Origin of the sequence: Streptomyces sp. NPDC057617 (assembly GCF_042800555.1) — a bacterium.
GTDB lineage: Bacteria > Actinomycetota > Actinomycetes > Streptomycetales > Streptomycetaceae > Streptomyces.
On the sequence record NZ_JBHVGV010000016.1, the window covers coordinates 18,852 to 35,612 of the forward strand.

Consider the following 16,761-nt stretch of genomic DNA (forward strand, 5'->3'; position numbering starts at 1 on the left):
TCACCCGAACAGTGTGGAGGGCAAGGAAATTCGGGGCCACCGCGGGGGCGCGCGGTGACCCCAATGTGACTCGTCGTCAGCTCTTGACCGAGTAGGAGTGCGCTCCCACTCCGGCCAGCGCGCCCTTGTCGACGATCAGGTACTCGTCACGCTGCGGAGTGCCCGCGAAGAAGTTCTCCAGGATCTCCCGGGTACCCGCCGCGTACCGCGCCTGCGCCGAGAGCGAGGAGCCGGAGATGTGCGGGGTCATGCCGTGGTGCGGCATGGTCCGCCAGGGGTGGTCGGCGGGGGCCGGCTGCGGGTACCACACATCGCCCGCGTACCCGGCGAGCTGTCCGCTGCGCAGCGCGCGGTCGATCGCGTCACGGTCGGCGATCTTCGCGCGGGCGGTGTTGATCAGGTACGCGCCGCGCTTCATGGTGGCGATCAGCTCGTCGCCGAAGAGACCCTCCGTCTCGGGGTGGAGGGGCGCGTTGATGGTGACCACGTCGCAGTGCGGGACCATCGCGGCGGCGCTCTCGTGCCAGGTGAGCCCCAGCTCCTGCTCCACGGACTCGGGCAGCCGGTGCCGGTCGGTGTAGTGCAGGCCGACGTCGAAGGGCGCGAGGCGGCGCAGCACGGCGAGGCCGATACGCCCGGCGGCCACCGTGCCGACCTGCATGCCCTCCAGGTCGTACGAGCGCGAGACACAGTCGGCGATGTTCCAGCCGCCGTCCAGGACCCACTTGTACGAGGGCAGATAGTTCCGTACGAGCGACAGCGTCATCATCACCACGTGCTCGGCGACGCTGATGCTGTTGCAGTACGTGACCTCGGCGACGGTGATGCCCTTGGCGATGGCGGCGTCGAGGTCGACATGGTCGGAGCCGATGCCCGCCGTGACGGCCAGCTTGAGGTTCTCGGCCTTGGCGATCCGCTCGGCCGTCAGGTAGGCGGGCCAGAACGGCTGGGAGATGACAACATCGGCGTCGACCAGTTCCTGGTCGAAGACCGAACCCTCCCGGTCCTTGTCCGAGGTGACGACCAGGGTGTGGCCCTGGGACTCCAGGTAGGAGCGCAGGCCCAGCTCACCGGAGACACTGCCCAGCAGGTGGCCGGGGGTGAAGTCGATGCCCTGGGGGGTGGGGGTGGTCTGCCCGCCGGGGTAGTGGTCGATCTTGGGGAGGTCGTCCCGGGCGTAGGTCTTGGGGTATCCGTCGACCGGGTCGTCGTACAGCACGCACAGCACCTTTGCCATGACTGCGGCTCCTCATCGATTGCTGCGGGAAGGTGTTATCCACCCTGCTCCGAGCCGCGACCATGGTCAAAATGAACCTTTCTATGTCGGGATAGAGCCCGGCTATCCCGACGCTGTTCCGGTGCCGTCCACGCGCTGTTCCGTTGCTGCCGCAGCACTGTCCGGGCGCTGTTCCGGCAGGTTGGCGGGGCGCAGATAGGTGTCGAGGAGATCGTCGAGCGCCTCTCGTACGCCCGCTTCCCTGGCGATCTCCAGCAGCGCTCTGGCCAGTACGGGTTCCGGGCTGCGGTCGGCGATGACCAGGCCGACCCTCGGGCCGTGCGACGGGTGCTCCAGCGGCATCACCCGCATCCCGTCCGGGACGCCGAACATATGGAGCCAGGCGTGCGAGATCACGCTGGACCAGCGTCCGGCGGCAAGATGCGCGTACAGCCCGGCGACGGAGTCGGTCTCGATCGCCGGGGCCACCGCGGCCACCCCGTCGGCGGCGAAGTACTCGTCCATGATGAGGCGGTTGCGCATCTGCGGCGAGAGCAGACAGAGCGGCAGTTCGGCGATCTGCGCCCAGCGGGCGGCCTGCTGGCCCTGCATCGGCCCGCCGTCCGGGGTCAGCAGCAGGTAACGCTCCTCGTACAGCGGGGTCTTGCGTACGTGGCCGAGGCTCTCGTCGTCGAGATAGGTGAGTGCGATGTCCAGCTCGAATTCGGCCAGACGCTGGGTGATGTCGCGCGAGGAGAGCGAGTCGATCGAGACCCGCGCCCGGGGGTGGCGCTCCACGAACGGTGTGGTGAGCAGCGAGGCCGCGGTGAGCGCGGTGGGGATGGCGCCCAGCCGCAGGGTGCCGGCGAGTCCGCCGCGCATCGCGGACAGTTCGTGGCGCAGGGCGTCGCGCTCGGCGAGGATACGGTGCGCCCAGAGCAGCACCCGCTCGCCCTCGGGGGTCAGTCCTTCGAAGCGGCGGCCCCGGCGCACGATGGGCACGTCCAGCTCGTGTTCGAGCTTGCGGATCGCCGCGGAGAGGGACGGCTGGGACACATAGCAGGCCGCCGCGGCGCGGGCGAAGTGCCGTTCCCTGGCCAGCGCGACCAGGTACTCCAACTGACGCAGCAACATCGCTCGCTCCCTGCTCTCCGGTACGGCCCTGACACGGCTGGCAGCGCACGTACAGCTCACCTGGCCTCTGACGGCTCACATCGCGACGAGCGTCACCTCTGTCGCCTTGACACTGGTCCACACCGACGAGCCCTCGGCCAGTCCGAGTTCGGCCGCGGCCTCCGGCGTGATCTCCGCGACCAGGTCCGGCGCCTCGTCCGAGGTGATCAGAACACGCAGCCGGCTGCCGAGGGCGGTGATCTCCCGTACCGTTCCCGCCCAGACGTTACGGGGGCTGCCGCCGGGCCGGTCGCGGTGTACGGAGACGGCCTCCGGGGCGATGACGGCGAGCGCGCCCGTACCGTCGGCCGGGGATTCGCCGTCGGCGGGCGCGGCGACTATCAGCCGCCCGCCCCCGCTCAGTTCGAGCCCGCCGGGACCGTAGGTGCCCGGCCAGGCGTTGCGGCCGAGCATCCTGGCCACCCAGGGCGAGCGCGGATGGCGGGTCACCTCGGCGGGCGGCGCGTCCTGGAGGGCGAGTCCTTCGTCGAGTACGAGGATCCGGTCGGCCAGCGAGAGGGCCTCGACCGGATCGTGGGTGACGATCAGGCAGACTCCGCCGAAGCTGTCGAGATGGCCGCGCAGGGTGTGCCGTACCCGCGCGCGGGTGGTCTGGTCGAGCGCGGCCAGGGGCTCGTCAAGGAGCAGCAGCCGGGGCCGGGCGGCGAGCGCGCGGGCCAGCGCGACCCGCTGGGCCTGGCCGCCGGAGAGCTGGTGCGGTCTGCGGTGGGCGAGCCGGCCGACACCGAGCAGGTCGAGCCACCGCTGAGCGGTACGGCGGGCCTCGGCCCGGCGCACGCCCTGGGCGCGCAGGCCGTACGCGGTGTTGGCGAGCGCGCTGAGATGCGGGAAGAGCGCGCCGTTCTGCGGGACCCAGGCGACCCCGCGCCGGTGCGGCGGCAGGGCGGTGACATCCAGATCGCCGAGGCGCAGCTCGGCGTGGGCGCGCGGGGTGAGCCCGAGGAGGGCGCGCAGCAGGGTGGTCTTGCCCGCTCCGTTCGGGCCGACGACGGCGATGGTGGTGCCGGGCCCGGCGTCCAGGGTGAGCCGGTTGAAGCCGCTGACCTCGGCGTGCAGCCCGCAGGGCTCGGGCGGCGCGGGTATGCCGGTGAGGGGCGGGCCGGCCGGCGGCGCCTTCGTAGCGGCCGGATCGGCGGTGTCGGCCGCATCGGCCGTGTCGTTGTCGGGCGCGGATTCCGGCCGGGGCGGACGATCCGGGGCGCCAGGGGTCCAGCGTCCGCGCAGGGCGATCAGTACGCCCATGGCGATGGCGAGCAGCAGCAGCGACACGGAGGTCGCGGCCTCCGGCGAGTTCTGGAGCAGCAGATAGACCTGGAGCGGCAGGGTCTGGGTGGTGCCGGGGAGATTGCCCGCGAAGGTGATCGTGGCGCCGAACTCGCCGAGCGCGCGGGCCCAGGTCAGCGCGGCGCCCGCGGCGAGCCCGGGGGCCACGATCGGCAGCGTGACGGTGAGGAAGACCCGGAGCGGCGGGGCGCCCAGCGAGGCGGCGGTCTCCTCGTACGCGGGCCGCAGCCCGGCGAGAGTGCCTTCGAGGCTGATGATCAGGAACGGCATCGCGACAAAGGTCGAGGCGACCACGGCGCCCGAGGTGTGGAACGGCAGGGTGAGCCCGAAGGTCTCCTCCAGCCAGGGCCCCAGCAGCCCGCGCCGGCCGAAGCCCAGCAGCAGCGCGACACCGCCGACGGTGGGCGGCAGCACCATCGGCAGCAGGACCAGGGTGCGTACCAGCGTCTTGCCGGGGAACCGCACCCGGGCCAGCAGCCAGGCCAGCGGCACCCCCAGCACCAGGGACAGCCCGAGCGAGCAGAAGGAGACCAGCAGCGACAGCTTCAGCGCCTGGACGGTCTCCGGGCTGGTGAGATGCGTACCGAGGTCGCCCCAGGAGGTACGGGCGAGGATCCCGATCAGCGGCAGCAGCAGAAACGCGATCGCGAGCAGCGCGGGCACCGCCAGTGCGAGGGGGGTACCGGTACTGCGGGTGCGGGAGCGGCTCATCGGGTTCCTGGGCTGGGGGGCTGCGGTGGTGCGAGGGCGGTGCGGTGGTGCGGGCCGGTGGTGCGGGCGCTGTGGACGAAGGTGTGGATGAAGAACAGGCTTGCCCGGTCCTGCGTCCCGGACAAGCCCTGGCACACGGCGAGGATGCTCGTATGGCGATTCTTCGTACGGCACGTGCTCCCGCGGCTGGTGCCCGCGCGACGGCTGTTCGTACCGCGGGCGGCGGTTACGGCTGCTGGAATCCCGCGTCCTGGAGGATCTTCTGCGCCTCAGGAGTGCTGAGCCAGCTCACGAACGCGGCGGCTGCCTCGCCGTGCTCCGAAGTCTTGAGCGTGGCGGCCGGGTACTCCGCGACGGCGTTCTGCGCGTCGGGGATCTCCACGGCGTCGACCTTGTCGGGCGCGGTCTGAGCGTCGGTCTTGTAGACGATGCCCGCGTCGGCCTCGCCCAGCTCGACCTTGCTCAGTACGGCGCGGACGTTCGGCTCCTCGGAGACCGGCTTCACCGTGATGCTCTGCGCGTCGAGCACCTGCCTGCTGTAGCGGCCCACCGGTACGTCGGGCGCGGCCAGAACGACCTTCAGCTTGGGGTCGGCGAGGTCCTTGAGGTTCGCGATCCCCTCCGGGTTGCCGTCGGCGGTGGCGATGACCAGCCGGTTCTTCGCGATGACCGTCGGGGTGCCGGTATCGGCCTTCAGCCCGTCCATGGTCTTGGTGTCGGCGGTGACGAGCGCGTCGGCCGGGGCGCCCTGCTCGACCTGGGCGGCCAGTTCCTGCGAACCGGCGAAGGAGAAGGTCACCTTCGTGCCAGGGTGCGCCTTCTCGTACGCGGCGCCCGCGGTCTTGAAGACATCGGTCAGCGAGGCGGCGGCGAGCACGGTGAGATCCGCCTCGGGGACCCCGCTCGCCGACGGGCTTGCCGTGGACTCCTTCTTGGAGTCGGCCGTGCTGTCGTCGCTGCCGCACGCGGCCAGCAGCGGTACGAGCAGGGCGGCGGCGGTGAGAGCGGCGGCGCGGCGGCGGGTGAGGGCGAAGGACATGCGTGGACTCCTTGGCGTTACGGGCCGGAACAGGCCCGCGAGCGGACGGTGACAGGAGCGCCGGGGACGGACGACGCCGGGTGGTGCCGGAGAGCGAACAACCGGAGAAAGAACAGCGGGGGAAAGAACAGGCAGGGAGCGAACAGGCAGATGGCGGGGGCCTGCGGCGGCGGTCGGGTCAGGTGCGGTCGGGTCGGGTTCAGGTGCGGTCGATGTGCACGCTGGTGGCCTTCACACGGGCCGTGGCCTGCATGCCGACCTCCAGCCCCAGTTCCTCGACGGCCTCACGGGTGAGCAGCGAGACCAGCCGGTGCGGCCCCGCCTGGATCTCCACCTGCGCCGCGACATCCCCGAGCTTCACGGCGGTGACGATGCCCGGGAACGCGTTACGGGCCGAGGTGTACGGGATGTCGTCCTCGCCGCCGCCCTGGGCGGCCTCGACCGAGAACGCGGCGAGCGCGCGTCCTTCGATGAGACGACGGCCGCCTTCGTCGCGGTGCGTCGCGACCCGGCCGCCGTCGGCCCAGCGGCGGACGGTGTCAGGACTCACCCCGAGAAGCCGGGCCGCCTGACCGATTGTGTAGGACTGCATGTGCGACAAGATATGCGTGATCAGCTCGCATTTACAACGGCGGTCGGCCTGCTACCTCGCAGATGCGAGCGGCCTTCCGCCGCTCAGCGCTTGACGGCCCGCAGGATGACGAACTTCGGATCACTGGTGACCGTCTCGCAGTTGCCGAAGAGCCGCCGCAGCTTGATGTGGTAGCCGAGATGCCGGTTCGCCACGACCCACAGCTCTCCCCCCGGCCGCAGCGCCGCGCGCGACCCGGTGAACATGCGCCAGGCCGTCGCGTCGGTCGTCGCCTGGTGGGAGTGGAACGGCGGATTGTTCAGCACGAGGTCGACCGTCCCCGGCGGTGTCTCCGCGAGTCCGTCGCCGAGCAGGAACTCGGCCGGGGCGGCCGCGTCGACGTTCTTGCGGAAGGTCGCCTCGGCCGAGGCGAGCGCCGAGAACGACTCGTCGATGAACGTCACCCGGGCCGCGGGATTGTCCAGCGCCGCCGCCGTACCGATCACACCGTTGCCGCAGCCGAGGTCGACCACATGTTCCGGGCCGTTCCGGTGCGGGAGATTGCGCAGCAGGAAGCGCGTACCGATGTCGAGCCGTTCCGCGCAGAAGATCCCCGCGTGGTTGACGACGGTACGGCCCGACACGGCGCCGAGCCCCTCGGGCAGCGCGTAGCTGTGCGGCCAGGGGCTGGGCGCCGGCACCCGGCCCGGCGCGGGCTCGCAGAAGATCAGCCGCGCCTTCCGCTCGGCGAGCGAGGTCCTGGTGGGGCCGAGGATCCGCTCGAACAGTTTCAGGGTGGAGGTGTGGATCTCGGTGACCCGTCCCGTACCGATGACCACGGTGCCCGGGTGCACCGCCGGGGCGAGCCGGTGGAGCTGGTCCTCCAGCAGCGCGAGGCTCTTGGGGACGCGGATCAGCAGGACGTCGATCCGTTCCGGCGGGGTGTCCCTGACGGATCGCAGCCGTACGGCGCCCGGGTCGGCGCCGCCGCGCCGCAGATTGGCGCGGGTCGCCCGCTGGGTGAGATACGAGTCGGTGATCTGGACGAGCGGGTCCGCGCAGTACTGGTCGAGCCGGTGGGCGGCGAGGGTCGTGGTGAGTGCGCCCCAGCGGTCCCCGAGGACGACGACGGTGCCCGAGAGGTCGACCGGCCGGCCCGCGGGACCCCGCTCCGGCCCGTCGCCCGCCCCCTCCGCCCCCTCCGCCGCCTCCGCTCCCTCCGCCGGCCCGGCGCCGGTCCCCGCGAGATGCCGCAGCAGATATTCGTCGGCGGTGTCCCAGGCGCGGAGGGGGTCGCGGGGCTGCTCGGGGAAGCGGGTGAGACCGAACTCGCCCCAGGGTGTCGTCAAACGGTTCATCGTGCCTTCAGGCTAACCGCCCTGCGGGGGACCGTACGCCACAAGGATCATGCGGGTGCCTGCGGAAACGTGCCTCCGCGGAGCATCCGTCGAAGTCGTCCGTCCCTTCCGTCTCTTCCGCCGAGCTTCCACCGAGGTGACGATGCGTCAGCACACCGCCGGGCACGGCCCGCGGAAGCCACCGCCTTCATGGGCGGGCGCCACCCGAATGCCCGCCCCGCCGGGCCGCCCCGCCGCCGGGGCGGAATGCTCGTACCACGTCCCGTCGTCGAACCGCCGCCCGCCACGCGGCGGCCGCTCGCGCTTGCCGCGTTGCCGCAGCCGCATCAGGCCCTGTCCGGTCCGGCCGACGGCCGGGCCCAGCGGCCGTGCCGCGGCCACCCACCACCGGAGCGAGAGGGGCCGTAGATGACCACCCCCGCCGACCGGGCGGCACAGGGCAGAGCCGCGCGGAAGGAGGCGTCGCGCTCCTCGCACGGGCTGTGGATACCGGCGGCCGACCGGCTGGATCCGCTCACCGTCCTGGCCCGGCAGACCGCCACCCGGGTGCCCGAACTGCTGCCGCTGCGGTACGAGCGGATGGCCGCCTCCCCGTACGCCTACCTGCGCGGCGCCGCCGCCGTGATGGCCGCCGATCTGGCCACCCAGCCGCGCTCGGGCCTGACCGTGCAGCTCTCCGGGGACGCGCAGTTGCTGAACTTCCGTGCCTTCGCCTCGGCCGAGCGCGCCCTGCACTTCGATCTCGACGACTTCGACGAGACCCATCCGGGCCCGTTCGAATGGGATCTGAAGCGGCTCGCGGCGAGTATCGCGGTCGCCGCCCGCGACAACGGCCAGTCCGTGGACGAGACCCGGCAGGCCGTACGCGCCGCGGCCGAGGCGTACCGTACCGCGATGCACCGGCTGGCCGGTCTCGGCGAACTCGACGTCTGGTACGACCACATCGACCCCGCCGACATCCTCACCCTCGTACGGTCGGGCCGACGGCAGCAGCTCGATGCCGACCCCTCGCAGACCCGGCCGCGCACCACACTCCGGGCGCTGGAGGAGCTGACCGACACACCGGACGGGCTGCGCAGGATCGCCCCCGACCCTCCCCTGCTGGAACCGGTGGGACGGCTCGACATGGCCGTGCTCCGGCGCATCTTCATCGGCTACCGGTCCACGCTCCCGGAGGAGCGGCGGACGCTGCTCGACCGGTTCCGCTTCGTCGACGCGGCCCGCAAGGTGGTGGGGGTCGCCGGTGTCGGGCTGCGCTGCCATGTCGTCCTGCTGGCCGGGCGCGACACCGACGATCCGCTCCTCCTCCAGATCAAGGAGGCGGAGCGGCCGGTCCTCGAACCCCATCTGCGGCCGAGCACCTATGCCCATCAGGGCCACCGGGTGGTGGCGGGGCAGCGGCTGCTCCAGGCGGGCAGCGATCTCCTGCTCGGCTGGGTCACCGGGCCGGAGGGCCGCCACTTCTACTGGCGCCAGCTCCGTGACACCAAGGGCTCCACGGCGGTCGAGGACATGTCGCCGTCGCTGCTGCTCGACCACGCGTGGCTGTGCGGCAAGGCGCTGGCCCGGGCGCATGCCCGCTCGGGCGACCGGATCGCCATCGCCCACTATCTCGGCACCTCGGACGTCTTCGACCGGGCCATGGCCGATTTCTCCCTGCGGTACGCGGACCGCAACGCGGCCGACCACGCGGCACTCGCGGCGGCGGTCACGGCAGGCCGGATCCCGGCCCCGCATCCGGCCCCGGCCTGGCGGCTGTGACACGGTCCGGTACGACCTGACTCCGGTACGACCTGATCCGCGCGTCCGGCGCCGAGGCCGGTGCCGAGGGGGGCGTCGAGTTCGCCGTACGCGCACGGCGTACCGCTTCCGCTGCGCTGATCAGCGGTCCAGGGCCGGGCCCATCGTGTTGAGGGCCGCGCCCGCGTCCTCGGCCAGGGTCACCGCCACCTGGCGGACCTGGCGGGTGGGGACGAGGCCGGGGCTGGGGCGGAGCATGAAGCGGCCCAGGTAGCGGCCGTGGCCGGAGACCCTGATCTCGGTCTCGCCGGCCGGCCAGCCGCGGGCCTCCAGGTCCCAGGGGCGGCCGTCCACCGCGACCGTGCCGTCCTGGAGCAGCCGGGCCGGGTGGCCGAGGAGTGTGCCGTACTCGAAGCGGCAGCCGCGCAGCCGGAGTATCTCGACGAGATGGCGGCTGACCCGGTCGACGACGGCGTCGGGCGAGCCGGTGGACTGGGCGAGTACTGCGGTGTCATGGATCCGGGCGAGCAGGCCCGCGTCGACCACGGTCAGGACCCGCAGCTTCCGGGCGCGGGCGGCGAGCTGCGACACGGCGAGCCCCACGGCCAGCAGCAGGACGGCCGTCCCGATGTCGTTCGAGTCGTTGATGGTGAAACGCTCGAAGGGCCGGGTGAGGAAGAAGTCGAACCACACGGCCGAGGAAAGCGCGGCGACCGCACCCGCGACACGGTTGCCCAGGGCGGAGACCGCGACGACGGCCACGACCAGGATCAGCGCGAGATTGGTGCTCGCCAGGTCCGTACGGAACGGCACCAGCAGCGCGGTGACCAGCAGGGGCGCCGCCAGTGCCGTGGCCAGGGCGATCCGGTCGCGGAGCGGGTACGTCATGGATCCACCTCGCCGGACCTCGGCCTCGTACCGACCGATACCGGGACGGATACCGGGGCCGATACCGGAGCCGCCTGGTGCGGCCCGTCCGTCCAGCGTCCCTCCGCTCCTCCCCGGCGGCGCGGCGGGCGGGCGGTCTTGACGCGGTCCTTCCGCCGGACCCGCGGATCGTTTACGCGGCCTTGACGCTCGGGCCACCCCCGGCCGCCCCGGAGTCCGCGCAGCGCCCGGGCCGCGACAGGAACGTACGGGCAACGCACCGGTGACCTCCCGGCGGACGGCATCGCGCGGTCCCGTGAACCGGCCACGGCGCCGCCCCGGCGCGTGATACCTCTCCCTGTCATGGATGATCTTGTGACAGAGCGGCTGGTGCTCCATCCGCTGAGTGTCCTGGAGGCCGAACGGGTCGCGGCGGGCGAGCCGGACCCCGAGGACCGCTGGGCCCCCGGATATCCCGCCGAGGGCGACATGGTCGGCGCCAGGCGCTATCTGACGACCTGCGCGATCACCGGGGACCCCCGGCCCTTCGGCGCGTACGAGATCCGGCGCCGCGAGGACGGCCACGCCATCGGCGGGCTCGGTTTCCACAGTGCCCCGGACGACGATCTCCGCGTCACGGTCGGCTACGGACTCGTCCCCTCGGCGCACGGCAAGGGCTATGCCTCGGAGGCGCTGCGCGAGCTGCTGCGCTTCGCGCGGGCCCGCGGTGTGAGCGCCGTACTGGGCGACACCGACCACGACAACACCGCGTCACAGCGTGTCATGACCGCGGTGGGCATGCGGCTGGTCGGGGAGGACGAGCATTTGAAGTACTACCGGATCGGCTGGGCCGACGACCGACGGGCCGGGTGATCCCCGGTCCGTACGGTCGTCCCGCGCCTCCACGCCCCCGCGCGCCATCGGCCCGCGGCGCCGCCCGCCTTTACCCGCGGCGCGGAGCGGACGTACGGCGCCGTGCGGAACCCCGGTCGGACGACCGGCCGGACTGCGACCGGTCGGAGGACGCGCGGTCGGAAGAGGACCGGTCGAAGCCGGAGGACGACCGGTCGGGGGCGCTGTCCGCGGCGCCGCCCTCGTCCTCCCCCTCACCGTCGTACAGGGGCGGCAGTTCGACGGTGTAGCGCGGCTCCAGGAAGATGCCGTGGTGCTGCGGACGCGCGTTCTGCGCGGACGCGGCGGACGGTTCCCGCAGCGGATCGCGGCGGGACGGTGAAGAAGGCATGCACAACCGTTCGATGAGTCGGGCGGCCGCGCGGCCCGAATGCCGATCGACCCGCTGGAGAGGTGTCTACCTCATCCGCCCCCGTCCTGCACAACCGCCGCTCCCCTGCGGCCCTCGTGCTCCCCCGCCTCACGCTCCTTCGCCGCCCGCTCCTTCGCCATCCGCTGCGGCTGCACGGTGTACACGGGGTCCTCCGCGGAGGCGATCCCCGCCGCGAAGATGCCGAACCGGGTACAGGCCGACCCGGCGAGCAGCATGGCTCCGCTGCCGGCCGCCACCGTACGGCTGTGCCGGCCGAAGACGGCCGCGCCCGCCGCGCCGGCGGCCGTGAGCACACGGGCGGCGCGCAGAAGCTGTCCCGCACGCCCCTCCCGGTAGGTCTCGGCGACCATGCCCAGGCTCCGCTCGGCGGCCGACATCGCCGACATCTCCCCGGCCGCCGCCAGCACGGCCGCGCACCGGGCGGGGTTGTTCTCCCGTAGCGGCGCGAGGACCAGCGCCATCCCGGACGCCGCCGCGGCAGCCGACGCGACGAAGACATACGGGAGTTCGCGGTGCGCGCCGTGCCAGGCGGGTACGGCGGTGTCCGCGGCGAGCACCGCCGTATAGGCGGCCACCGCGGGCCCGGTCACCGCCGCCCCGGCGGTGGCGGCGGCCCCGGCCCTGGGCAGCAGGCCGGTGACGGCGCAGAACGCGGCGGCCCCCGCGCAGGGTCCGTACCCGGAGAGCAGCCAGGAGCCGACGCTCATCGGCGAGGTCGGTTTGAAGACCCGCAGCATGTTGCCGAACCGGCTGGGCCGCCCCAGGTCGTTGACGAGCGCGGCGGCGGAGAGCGTGATCGCGGCGAGCGAGGAGATCTTCATCGCCTTCGCGGTCGCCGGGCGCCCCGTGAGCTGCGCGCCCGCGGCCAGTACCGAGCCCGCGCCCGCGAGTCCGCCGAGGAAGAAGTATCCGGCGATGTCCCGGGCCGACCAGCCGGGCGCCTTGATGACGGGCCGTCCGTAGTACGAGTCGAAGTCGGCCCGGGGCACCATCGGTTCCTCGCCGTTCCGCTTGTGCCGGCGCGTGGACCGTGCCCTGTCGGCGGTCGCGTCCGCCCTTTCCCTCATGGCAGTTCCTTCCTTCCGGCGAGCGCTCCGGTGAGCCCCTCCGTGAGCCCTTCGCTGAGCGTGGCGGCCGCGAACGACAGCGCGATGCCGCCCGCCAGGGAGAGCGCGGCCGTGGCCGCGTGCTTCCACATCGTCGGCAGATCGCGGGTGGTGACCACGGGGTCCGGCGGCAGTCCGTACACCTCGGGCCTGTCGAGGAGCAGGAAGAACGCGCCGTCGCCGCCGACCCCGTCGTCCGGCTCGTGCCCGTACAGCCGCGCCTCGGTGACGCCCGCCGCGTGGAGCCGGCCGACCCGCCGCGCGGCCCGTTCGCGCAGTTCGTCGAGCACGCCGAACTGGATGGACTCGGTCGGGCACGCCTTGGCGCAGGCCGGTTCCTGTCCCGCGCCGAGCCGGTCGTAGCACATCGTGCACTTGAACGCCCGGCCGTCCGAGGGCCGTTGCTCGATGACACCGTAGGGGCAGGCGGGTACGCAGTAGCCGCAGCCGTTGCAGATGTCCTCCTGGACGACGACCGTGCCGAACTCCGTACGGAAGAGGGAGCCGGTCGGGCAGACGTCCAGGCAGGCGGCGTGCGTGCAGTGCTTGCAGACGTCGGACGACATCAGCCAGCGCATCTCGCCGTTGCCGGAGCTGCCGGCGGCGAGCGGCAGTTCCGTACGCCCGTCCGGACTCGGCGTACGGCCGTCAAGCCCCGGCCCCGGCCCCGCACCCTGCACCGCAGCCGTCTGCCCGGCCGGCACGGACTGCTCGATGAAGGCCACATGCCGCCAGGTCGAGGCGCCGAGGCTCTGGGTGTTGTCGTACGACATGCCGGTCAGCGACAGCCCGTCCTCGGGAATCGCGTTCCACTCCTTGCACGCCACCTCGCAGGCCTTGCAGCCGATACAGACCGAGGTGTCGGTGAAGAACCCGACACGCGGCGGCGCGTCCTCGTGGCCCGCGTCGCGCGCGGGGTCCGTCTCCGGTCCGCTGAGCAGATGGCTCGTCATGTCCTGGCCTCCATTCCGGTCTTCTCGGTGATGCCGGCGCGCTGCCGGTACGCGGCGACGAGCAGCAGCAGATCGGGGCCCCGGGGACGGCGGCCGGCGATGATGTCCGCGGTCAGCGCCTTGTCCTCCTGGATGTGCGAGTTGGGGTCGAGCGCGATGGCCACCAGCTCGTTGGCGGCGTCGCCGGTGGAGATCCCGTTGGGACCCCAGTGGAACGGCAGCCCGATCTGGTGGACCGTACGGCCGTGCACCGTCAGCGGTCTGATCCGCTCGGTCACCATCACCCGTGCCTCGACCGCGTTGCGCGCGGTGATGATGGTGGCCCAGCCGCCGTGCCTGAGGCCGCGCTCCGCGGCGAGCGCCGGGGAGATCTCGCAGAAGAACTCCGGCTGGAGTTCGGCGAGATAGGGCGACCAGCGGCTCATCCCGCCCGCGGTGAAGTGCTCGGTGAGCCGGTGGGTGGTGACGACGTACGGGTAGACGCTGGAGCCCGGCTCGTCGCCGCTCGGGTGGTAGCGGTTGCCCTCGCGGTCCATCAGCCGCCGTACGGGCGAGCGCGACACCATCGGGTACAGCGCGTTGGTGAACGGCGAGTCCTGCGGCTCGTAGTGGGTGGGCAGCGGGCCGTCCTCCAGACCGGTGGGCGCGAACAGCCAGCCCTTGCCGTCCGCCTGCATGATGAACGGGTCGTCACCGCGCAGCGCGTCGGGCCCCGTCGCACCCTCCGGGGGTACGTAGCCGGGGGCGCGGTCGGGGATGAAGTCCGGCACGTCGTGCCCGGTCCAGCGGCCCTGCGCGGGGTCCCACCAGATGTACGCCTTGCGCTCGCTCCAGGGGGTGCCGTCGGGGGCGGCGGAGGCGCGGTTGTAGAGGATGCGGCGGTTGTCGGGCCAGGCCCAGGCCCACTCGGCGGCGACCCAGTCCTGTTCGGTGTGGGGTTTGCGGCGGGCGGCCTGGTTGACGCCATCCGCGTACACCCCGCAGTAGATCCAGCAGCCGCAGCGGGTCGAGCCGTCGTCCTTCAGCCCGGTGTACGCGCTCAGCGGCGAGCCGTCCGCGGCCTGTCCGTTGATCTCGGCGAGCACGGCCTCCGCGACGGGGTCGTCGAAGCGGCCCTCCACCGGGTAGTCCCAGGTCAGGTCCTGTACGGGCCGGTCCATCGGGTCGGTGGAGCCGGCCAGCCTCGCCTTGATCCGGCGACCGAGGTGGTACATGAACCACAGGTCGCTGCGTGCGTCGCCCTCGGGTTCGACGGCCGCGTGGTGCCACTGGAGCCAGCGGTTGGTGTTGGTGAACGAGCCGGACTTCTCGGTGTGGGCGGCGGCCGGGAAGAAGAACACCTCGGTGCCGATGGACTCCGTGCGCATCTCGCCGGTCTCGGTCTCGGGGCCGTCCTGCCACCAGGTCGCGGACTCGATGAGTGAGAAGTCCCGGACGACCAGCCACTCCAGCTTGGCCATGCCGAGCCGCTGGAGGCGCGTGTTGGCGGAGCCGACCGCCGGGTTCTCGCCCATCAGGAAGTAGCCCTTGCAGACCCCTTCGAGCTGCGCCACGACCGTCTCGTACGTGGAGTGCGAGCCGGTCAGCCGCGGCAGATGGCCGTAGCAGTAGTCGTTCGCGGCGGTGGCGGCGTCTCCGTAGTACGCCTTCAGCAGGCTGACGAAGTACGCCCGCGCGTTGCCCCAGAAGCCCTTCTCCGTGCGGCTGGAGGCGAGGTACGCCTCCAGGTCGGGGTGGGCGTGCGCGTGGGGCATCGGCAGATAACCGGGGAGCAGGTTGAAGAGGGTGGGGATGTCGCTGGAGCCCTGGATGGAGGCGTGTCCGCGCAGGGCCTGGATACCGCCGCCGGTCCGCCCGATGTTGCCGAGCAGAAGCTGGAGCACACTGGCCGCGCGGATGTACTGCGCGCCGACCGAGTGCTGGGTCCAGCCGACGGCGTAGACGAAGGCGCTGGTGCGCTCGCGGCCCGAGTTGGCGGTCAGCGCGTCGCACACCTGGCGGAAGGCCTCGCGCGGAACTCCGCAGGTCCGCTCGACCAGTTCGGGGGTGTAGCGGGCGTAGTGGCGCTTGAGGATCTGGTAGACGCAGCGCGGGTGCCGGAGCGTCTCGTCACGCAGCGGGCGGGGGGTGGCCTGCGGGCCGCCGGAACCGAACGCCTCGGAGCCGCCGGCCTCATGGATGCGCGCCTGCGCGATCCGTTCGGCCGCGTCCCTCGCGGGCTGTCCGTCCTGCCTGTGCCGGTCCGGCTGCCCGCTCCGGCCGTTCGGACGGCCGCCGGGAGCCGCGGTGGCCGTCTCTGCGGTCGCTGCCGTCGCTGCCGTTTCTTCGTATCGCCAGCTCCTGTGGTCGTAGTGGTGGTGGTCGTCGTCGAGCCCGGAGAAGACCCCGTCGAGATCCTCGGTGTCCCGGAAGTCCTCGCTGATGACCGTGGCCGCGTTGGTGTAGGCGAGCACGTACTCCCGGAAGTCCTTCTCCTCCGTGAGCACATGGTTGATGATCCCGCCGAGGAAGGCGATGTCACTGCCCGCGCGGATCGGTACGTACAGATCGGCGAGCGCGCTCGTACGGGTGAACCGCGGGTCCACATGAATGACCCGGGCCCCGCGCGCCTTCGCCTCCATGACCCACTGGAATCCGACGGGGTGCGCCTCGGCGTAGTTGGAGCCCTGGATGACGATGCAGTCCGCGTGCTGGAGGTCCTGCATGAAAGTGGTGGAGCCGCCGCGTCCGAACGAGGTACCGAGACCGGCGACGGTGGAGCTGTGACAGACCCGGGCCTGGTTCTCCACCTGGACCACACCTAGGCCGGTGAACAGCTTCTTGATGAGGTAGTTCTCCTCGTTGTCGAGAGTGGCTCCACCGAGGCTGGCGATGCCCAGCGTGCGGGCGGTGCGCACCCCGTCGTGCTCCCACTCCCAGGTGCGCCGCCGGGTCTCGACCACCCGGTCCGCGACCATGTCCATCGCCGTGTCCAGATCGAGCGGCTCCCACTCGGTGGCGTACGGGCGCCGGTACAGGACCTGGTGGCGGCGGGCAGAGCCGGTGGTGAGCTGGAGCGTCGCCGAGCCCTTGGGGCAGAGCCGGCCCCGGCTGACCGGCGAGTCGGGGTCCCCCTCGATCTGTACGACCCGGTCGTCCTTGACGTACACCTGCTGGCCGCAGCCGACCGCGCAGTACGGGCAGATGGACTTGACGACCCGGTCGGCGGTCTCGGTGCGGGGCCTGAGGTGCTCCGTACGGGAGGACATCGCGGCCCGGCCACGGCCGAGCGGGTCGGAGCCGGTCAACTGGCGGCGGACGGGCCAGTCGTGGATCAGTCTGCGGACACCCATCGCTTCCTCCCGTGTCTGTGGACCGTGGCCCCGGCTTCCCGGGGAGGCGCTCCTCCAGACTCACCCGGCGAGCCCGGGTGTGCGACCGGTCGGAGCGCCGGAGGG

Annotated in this window: 13 protein-coding genes; 2 read left to right on the forward strand and 11 right to left on the reverse strand. The window is 72.2% G+C overall.

The window, feature by feature from the left end; translation table 11 throughout:
* Window positions 1-76: 76 nt before the first annotated feature.
* The 6 genes from ACFU9P_RS30630 to ACFU9P_RS30655 all read right to left on the reverse strand — a co-directional run bounded on the left by ACFU9P_RS30630 (window position 77) and on the right by ACFU9P_RS30655 (window position 7,373).
* Window positions 77-1,237 (reverse strand): NAD-dependent formate dehydrogenase, encoded by a 1,161-nt coding sequence (locus tag ACFU9P_RS30630; protein ID WP_376372089.1) that lies wholly within the window; start codon window positions 1,235-1,237, stop codon window positions 77-79.
* A gap of 102 nt (window positions 1,238-1,339) precedes the next feature.
* Complete coding sequence (locus ACFU9P_RS30635; RefSeq protein WP_376372091.1) at window positions 1,340-2,350, reverse strand: LysR family transcriptional regulator; 1,011 nt, start codon at window positions 2,348-2,350, stop codon at window positions 1,340-1,342.
* 75 nt (window positions 2,351-2,425) lie between these two features.
* Entirely contained in the window at window positions 2,426-4,405 is a 1,980-nt protein-coding gene (locus tag ACFU9P_RS30640; protein WP_384087095.1) for an ABC transporter permease, read from the reverse strand.
* Window positions 4,406-4,631: 226 nt separating this feature from the next.
* Entirely contained in the window at window positions 4,632-5,444 is an 813-nt protein-coding gene (gene modA / locus ACFU9P_RS30645; RefSeq protein WP_384087097.1) for a molybdate ABC transporter substrate-binding protein, read from the reverse strand.
* A gap of 199 nt (window positions 5,445-5,643) precedes the next feature.
* Window positions 5,644-6,036, reverse strand: coding sequence for a molybdopterin-binding protein (locus ACFU9P_RS30650; protein ID WP_376372095.1), 393 nt, complete (start codon window positions 6,034-6,036; stop codon window positions 5,644-5,646).
* Window positions 6,037-6,119: 83 nt separating this feature from the next.
* A complete protein-coding gene (locus ACFU9P_RS30655; RefSeq protein WP_384087100.1) occupies window positions 6,120-7,373 on the reverse strand; it encodes a methyltransferase in 1,254 nt (417 codons plus the stop codon).
* Window positions 7,374-7,781: 408 nt separating this feature from the next.
* Between ACFU9P_RS30655 and ACFU9P_RS30660 the strand changes: the two genes are divergently transcribed.
* Window positions 7,782-9,134, forward strand: a complete 1,353-nt coding sequence (locus ACFU9P_RS30660) for a DUF2252 domain-containing protein (protein ID WP_384087103.1) — start codon at window positions 7,782-7,784, stop codon at window positions 9,132-9,134.
* A 120-nt stretch (window positions 9,135-9,254) separates the two neighbouring features.
* Here the strand turns inward: ACFU9P_RS30660 and ACFU9P_RS30665 are convergent, their stop codons facing one another.
* Complete coding sequence (locus ACFU9P_RS30665; RefSeq protein ID WP_376372103.1) at window positions 9,255-10,001, reverse strand: DUF4118 domain-containing protein; 747 nt, start codon at window positions 9,999-10,001, stop codon at window positions 9,255-9,257.
* A gap of 342 nt (window positions 10,002-10,343) precedes the next feature.
* On the opposite strand from ACFU9P_RS30665, the gene ACFU9P_RS30670 reads away from it, so the two are divergent.
* Window positions 10,344-10,853, forward strand: coding sequence for a GNAT family N-acetyltransferase (locus ACFU9P_RS30670; protein ID WP_376372106.1), 510 nt, complete (start codon window positions 10,344-10,346; stop codon window positions 10,851-10,853).
* A 70-nt stretch (window positions 10,854-10,923) separates the two neighbouring features.
* Here ACFU9P_RS30670 and ACFU9P_RS30675 read toward each other — a convergent pair whose 3' ends face one another.
* The 4 genes from ACFU9P_RS30675 to fdh all read right to left on the reverse strand — a co-directional run bounded on the left by ACFU9P_RS30675 (window position 10,924) and on the right by fdh (window position 16,656).
* Complete coding sequence (locus tag ACFU9P_RS30675) at window positions 10,924-11,223, reverse strand: hypothetical protein (RefSeq protein ID WP_376372109.1); 300 nt, start codon at window positions 11,221-11,223, stop codon at window positions 10,924-10,926.
* A gap of 71 nt (window positions 11,224-11,294) precedes the next feature.
* Window positions 11,295-12,257 (reverse strand): NrfD/PsrC family molybdoenzyme membrane anchor subunit, encoded by a 963-nt coding sequence (gene nrfD, locus ACFU9P_RS30680; protein ID WP_384087309.1) that lies wholly within the window; start codon window positions 12,255-12,257, stop codon window positions 11,295-11,297.
* A gap of 71 nt (window positions 12,258-12,328) precedes the next feature.
* Complete coding sequence (locus ACFU9P_RS30685; RefSeq protein WP_384087107.1) at window positions 12,329-13,324, reverse strand: 4Fe-4S dicluster domain-containing protein; 996 nt, start codon at window positions 13,322-13,324, stop codon at window positions 12,329-12,331.
* Window positions 13,321-16,656, reverse strand: a complete 3,336-nt coding sequence (gene fdh, locus ACFU9P_RS30690) for a formate dehydrogenase (RefSeq protein WP_384087110.1) — start codon at window positions 16,654-16,656, stop codon at window positions 13,321-13,323. Before fdh ends, ACFU9P_RS30685 begins: the two co-directional genes overlap by 4 nt.
* Window positions 16,657-16,761: the final 105 nt, after the last annotated feature.

What these genes read in the sequence shown, in the direction of transcription:
- ACFU9P_RS30675 (WP_376372109.1), bottom strand. Translation starts at nt 11,223, where the DNA reads ATGCCTTCTTCACCGTCCCGCCGCGATCCGCTGCGGGAACCGTCCGCC.
- ACFU9P_RS30635 (WP_376372091.1), bottom strand. Translation starts at nt 2,350, where the DNA reads ATGTTGCTGCGTCAGTTGGAGTACCTGGTCGCGCTGGCCAGGGAACGG.
- ACFU9P_RS30650 (WP_376372095.1), bottom strand. Translation starts at nt 6,036, where the DNA reads ATGCAGTCCTACACAATCGGTCAGGCGGCCCGGCTTCTCGGGGTGAGT.
- ACFU9P_RS30640 (WP_384087095.1), bottom strand. Translation starts at nt 4,405, where the DNA reads ATGAGCCGCTCCCGCACCCGCAGTACCGGTACCCCCCTCGCACTGGCG.
- ACFU9P_RS30630 (WP_376372089.1), bottom strand. Translation starts at nt 1,237, where the DNA reads ATGGCAAAGGTGCTGTGCGTGCTGTACGACGACCCGGTCGACGGATAC.
- modA (WP_384087097.1), bottom strand. Translation starts at nt 5,444, where the DNA reads ATGTCCTTCGCCCTCACCCGCCGCCGCGCCGCCGCTCTCACCGCCGCC.
- ACFU9P_RS30655 (WP_384087100.1), bottom strand. Translation starts at nt 7,373, where the DNA reads ATGAACCGTTTGACGACACCCTGGGGCGAGTTCGGTCTCACCCGCTTC.
- ACFU9P_RS30660 (WP_384087103.1), top strand. Translation starts at nt 7,782, where the DNA reads ATGACCACCCCCGCCGACCGGGCGGCACAGGGCAGAGCCGCGCGGAAG.
- fdh (WP_384087110.1), bottom strand. Translation starts at nt 16,656, where the DNA reads ATGGGTGTCCGCAGACTGATCCACGACTGGCCCGTCCGCCGCCAGTTG.
- nrfD (WP_384087309.1), bottom strand. Translation starts at nt 12,257, where the DNA reads ATGGTGCCCCGGGCCGACTTCGACTCGTACTACGGACGGCCCGTCATC.
- ACFU9P_RS30685 (WP_384087107.1), bottom strand. Translation starts at nt 13,324, where the DNA reads ATGACGAGCCATCTGCTCAGCGGACCGGAGACGGACCCCGCGCGCGAC.
- ACFU9P_RS30665 (WP_376372103.1), bottom strand. Translation starts at nt 10,001, where the DNA reads ATGACGTACCCGCTCCGCGACCGGATCGCCCTGGCCACGGCACTGGCG.
- ACFU9P_RS30670 (WP_376372106.1), top strand. Translation starts at nt 10,344, where the DNA reads ATGGATGATCTTGTGACAGAGCGGCTGGTGCTCCATCCGCTGAGTGTC.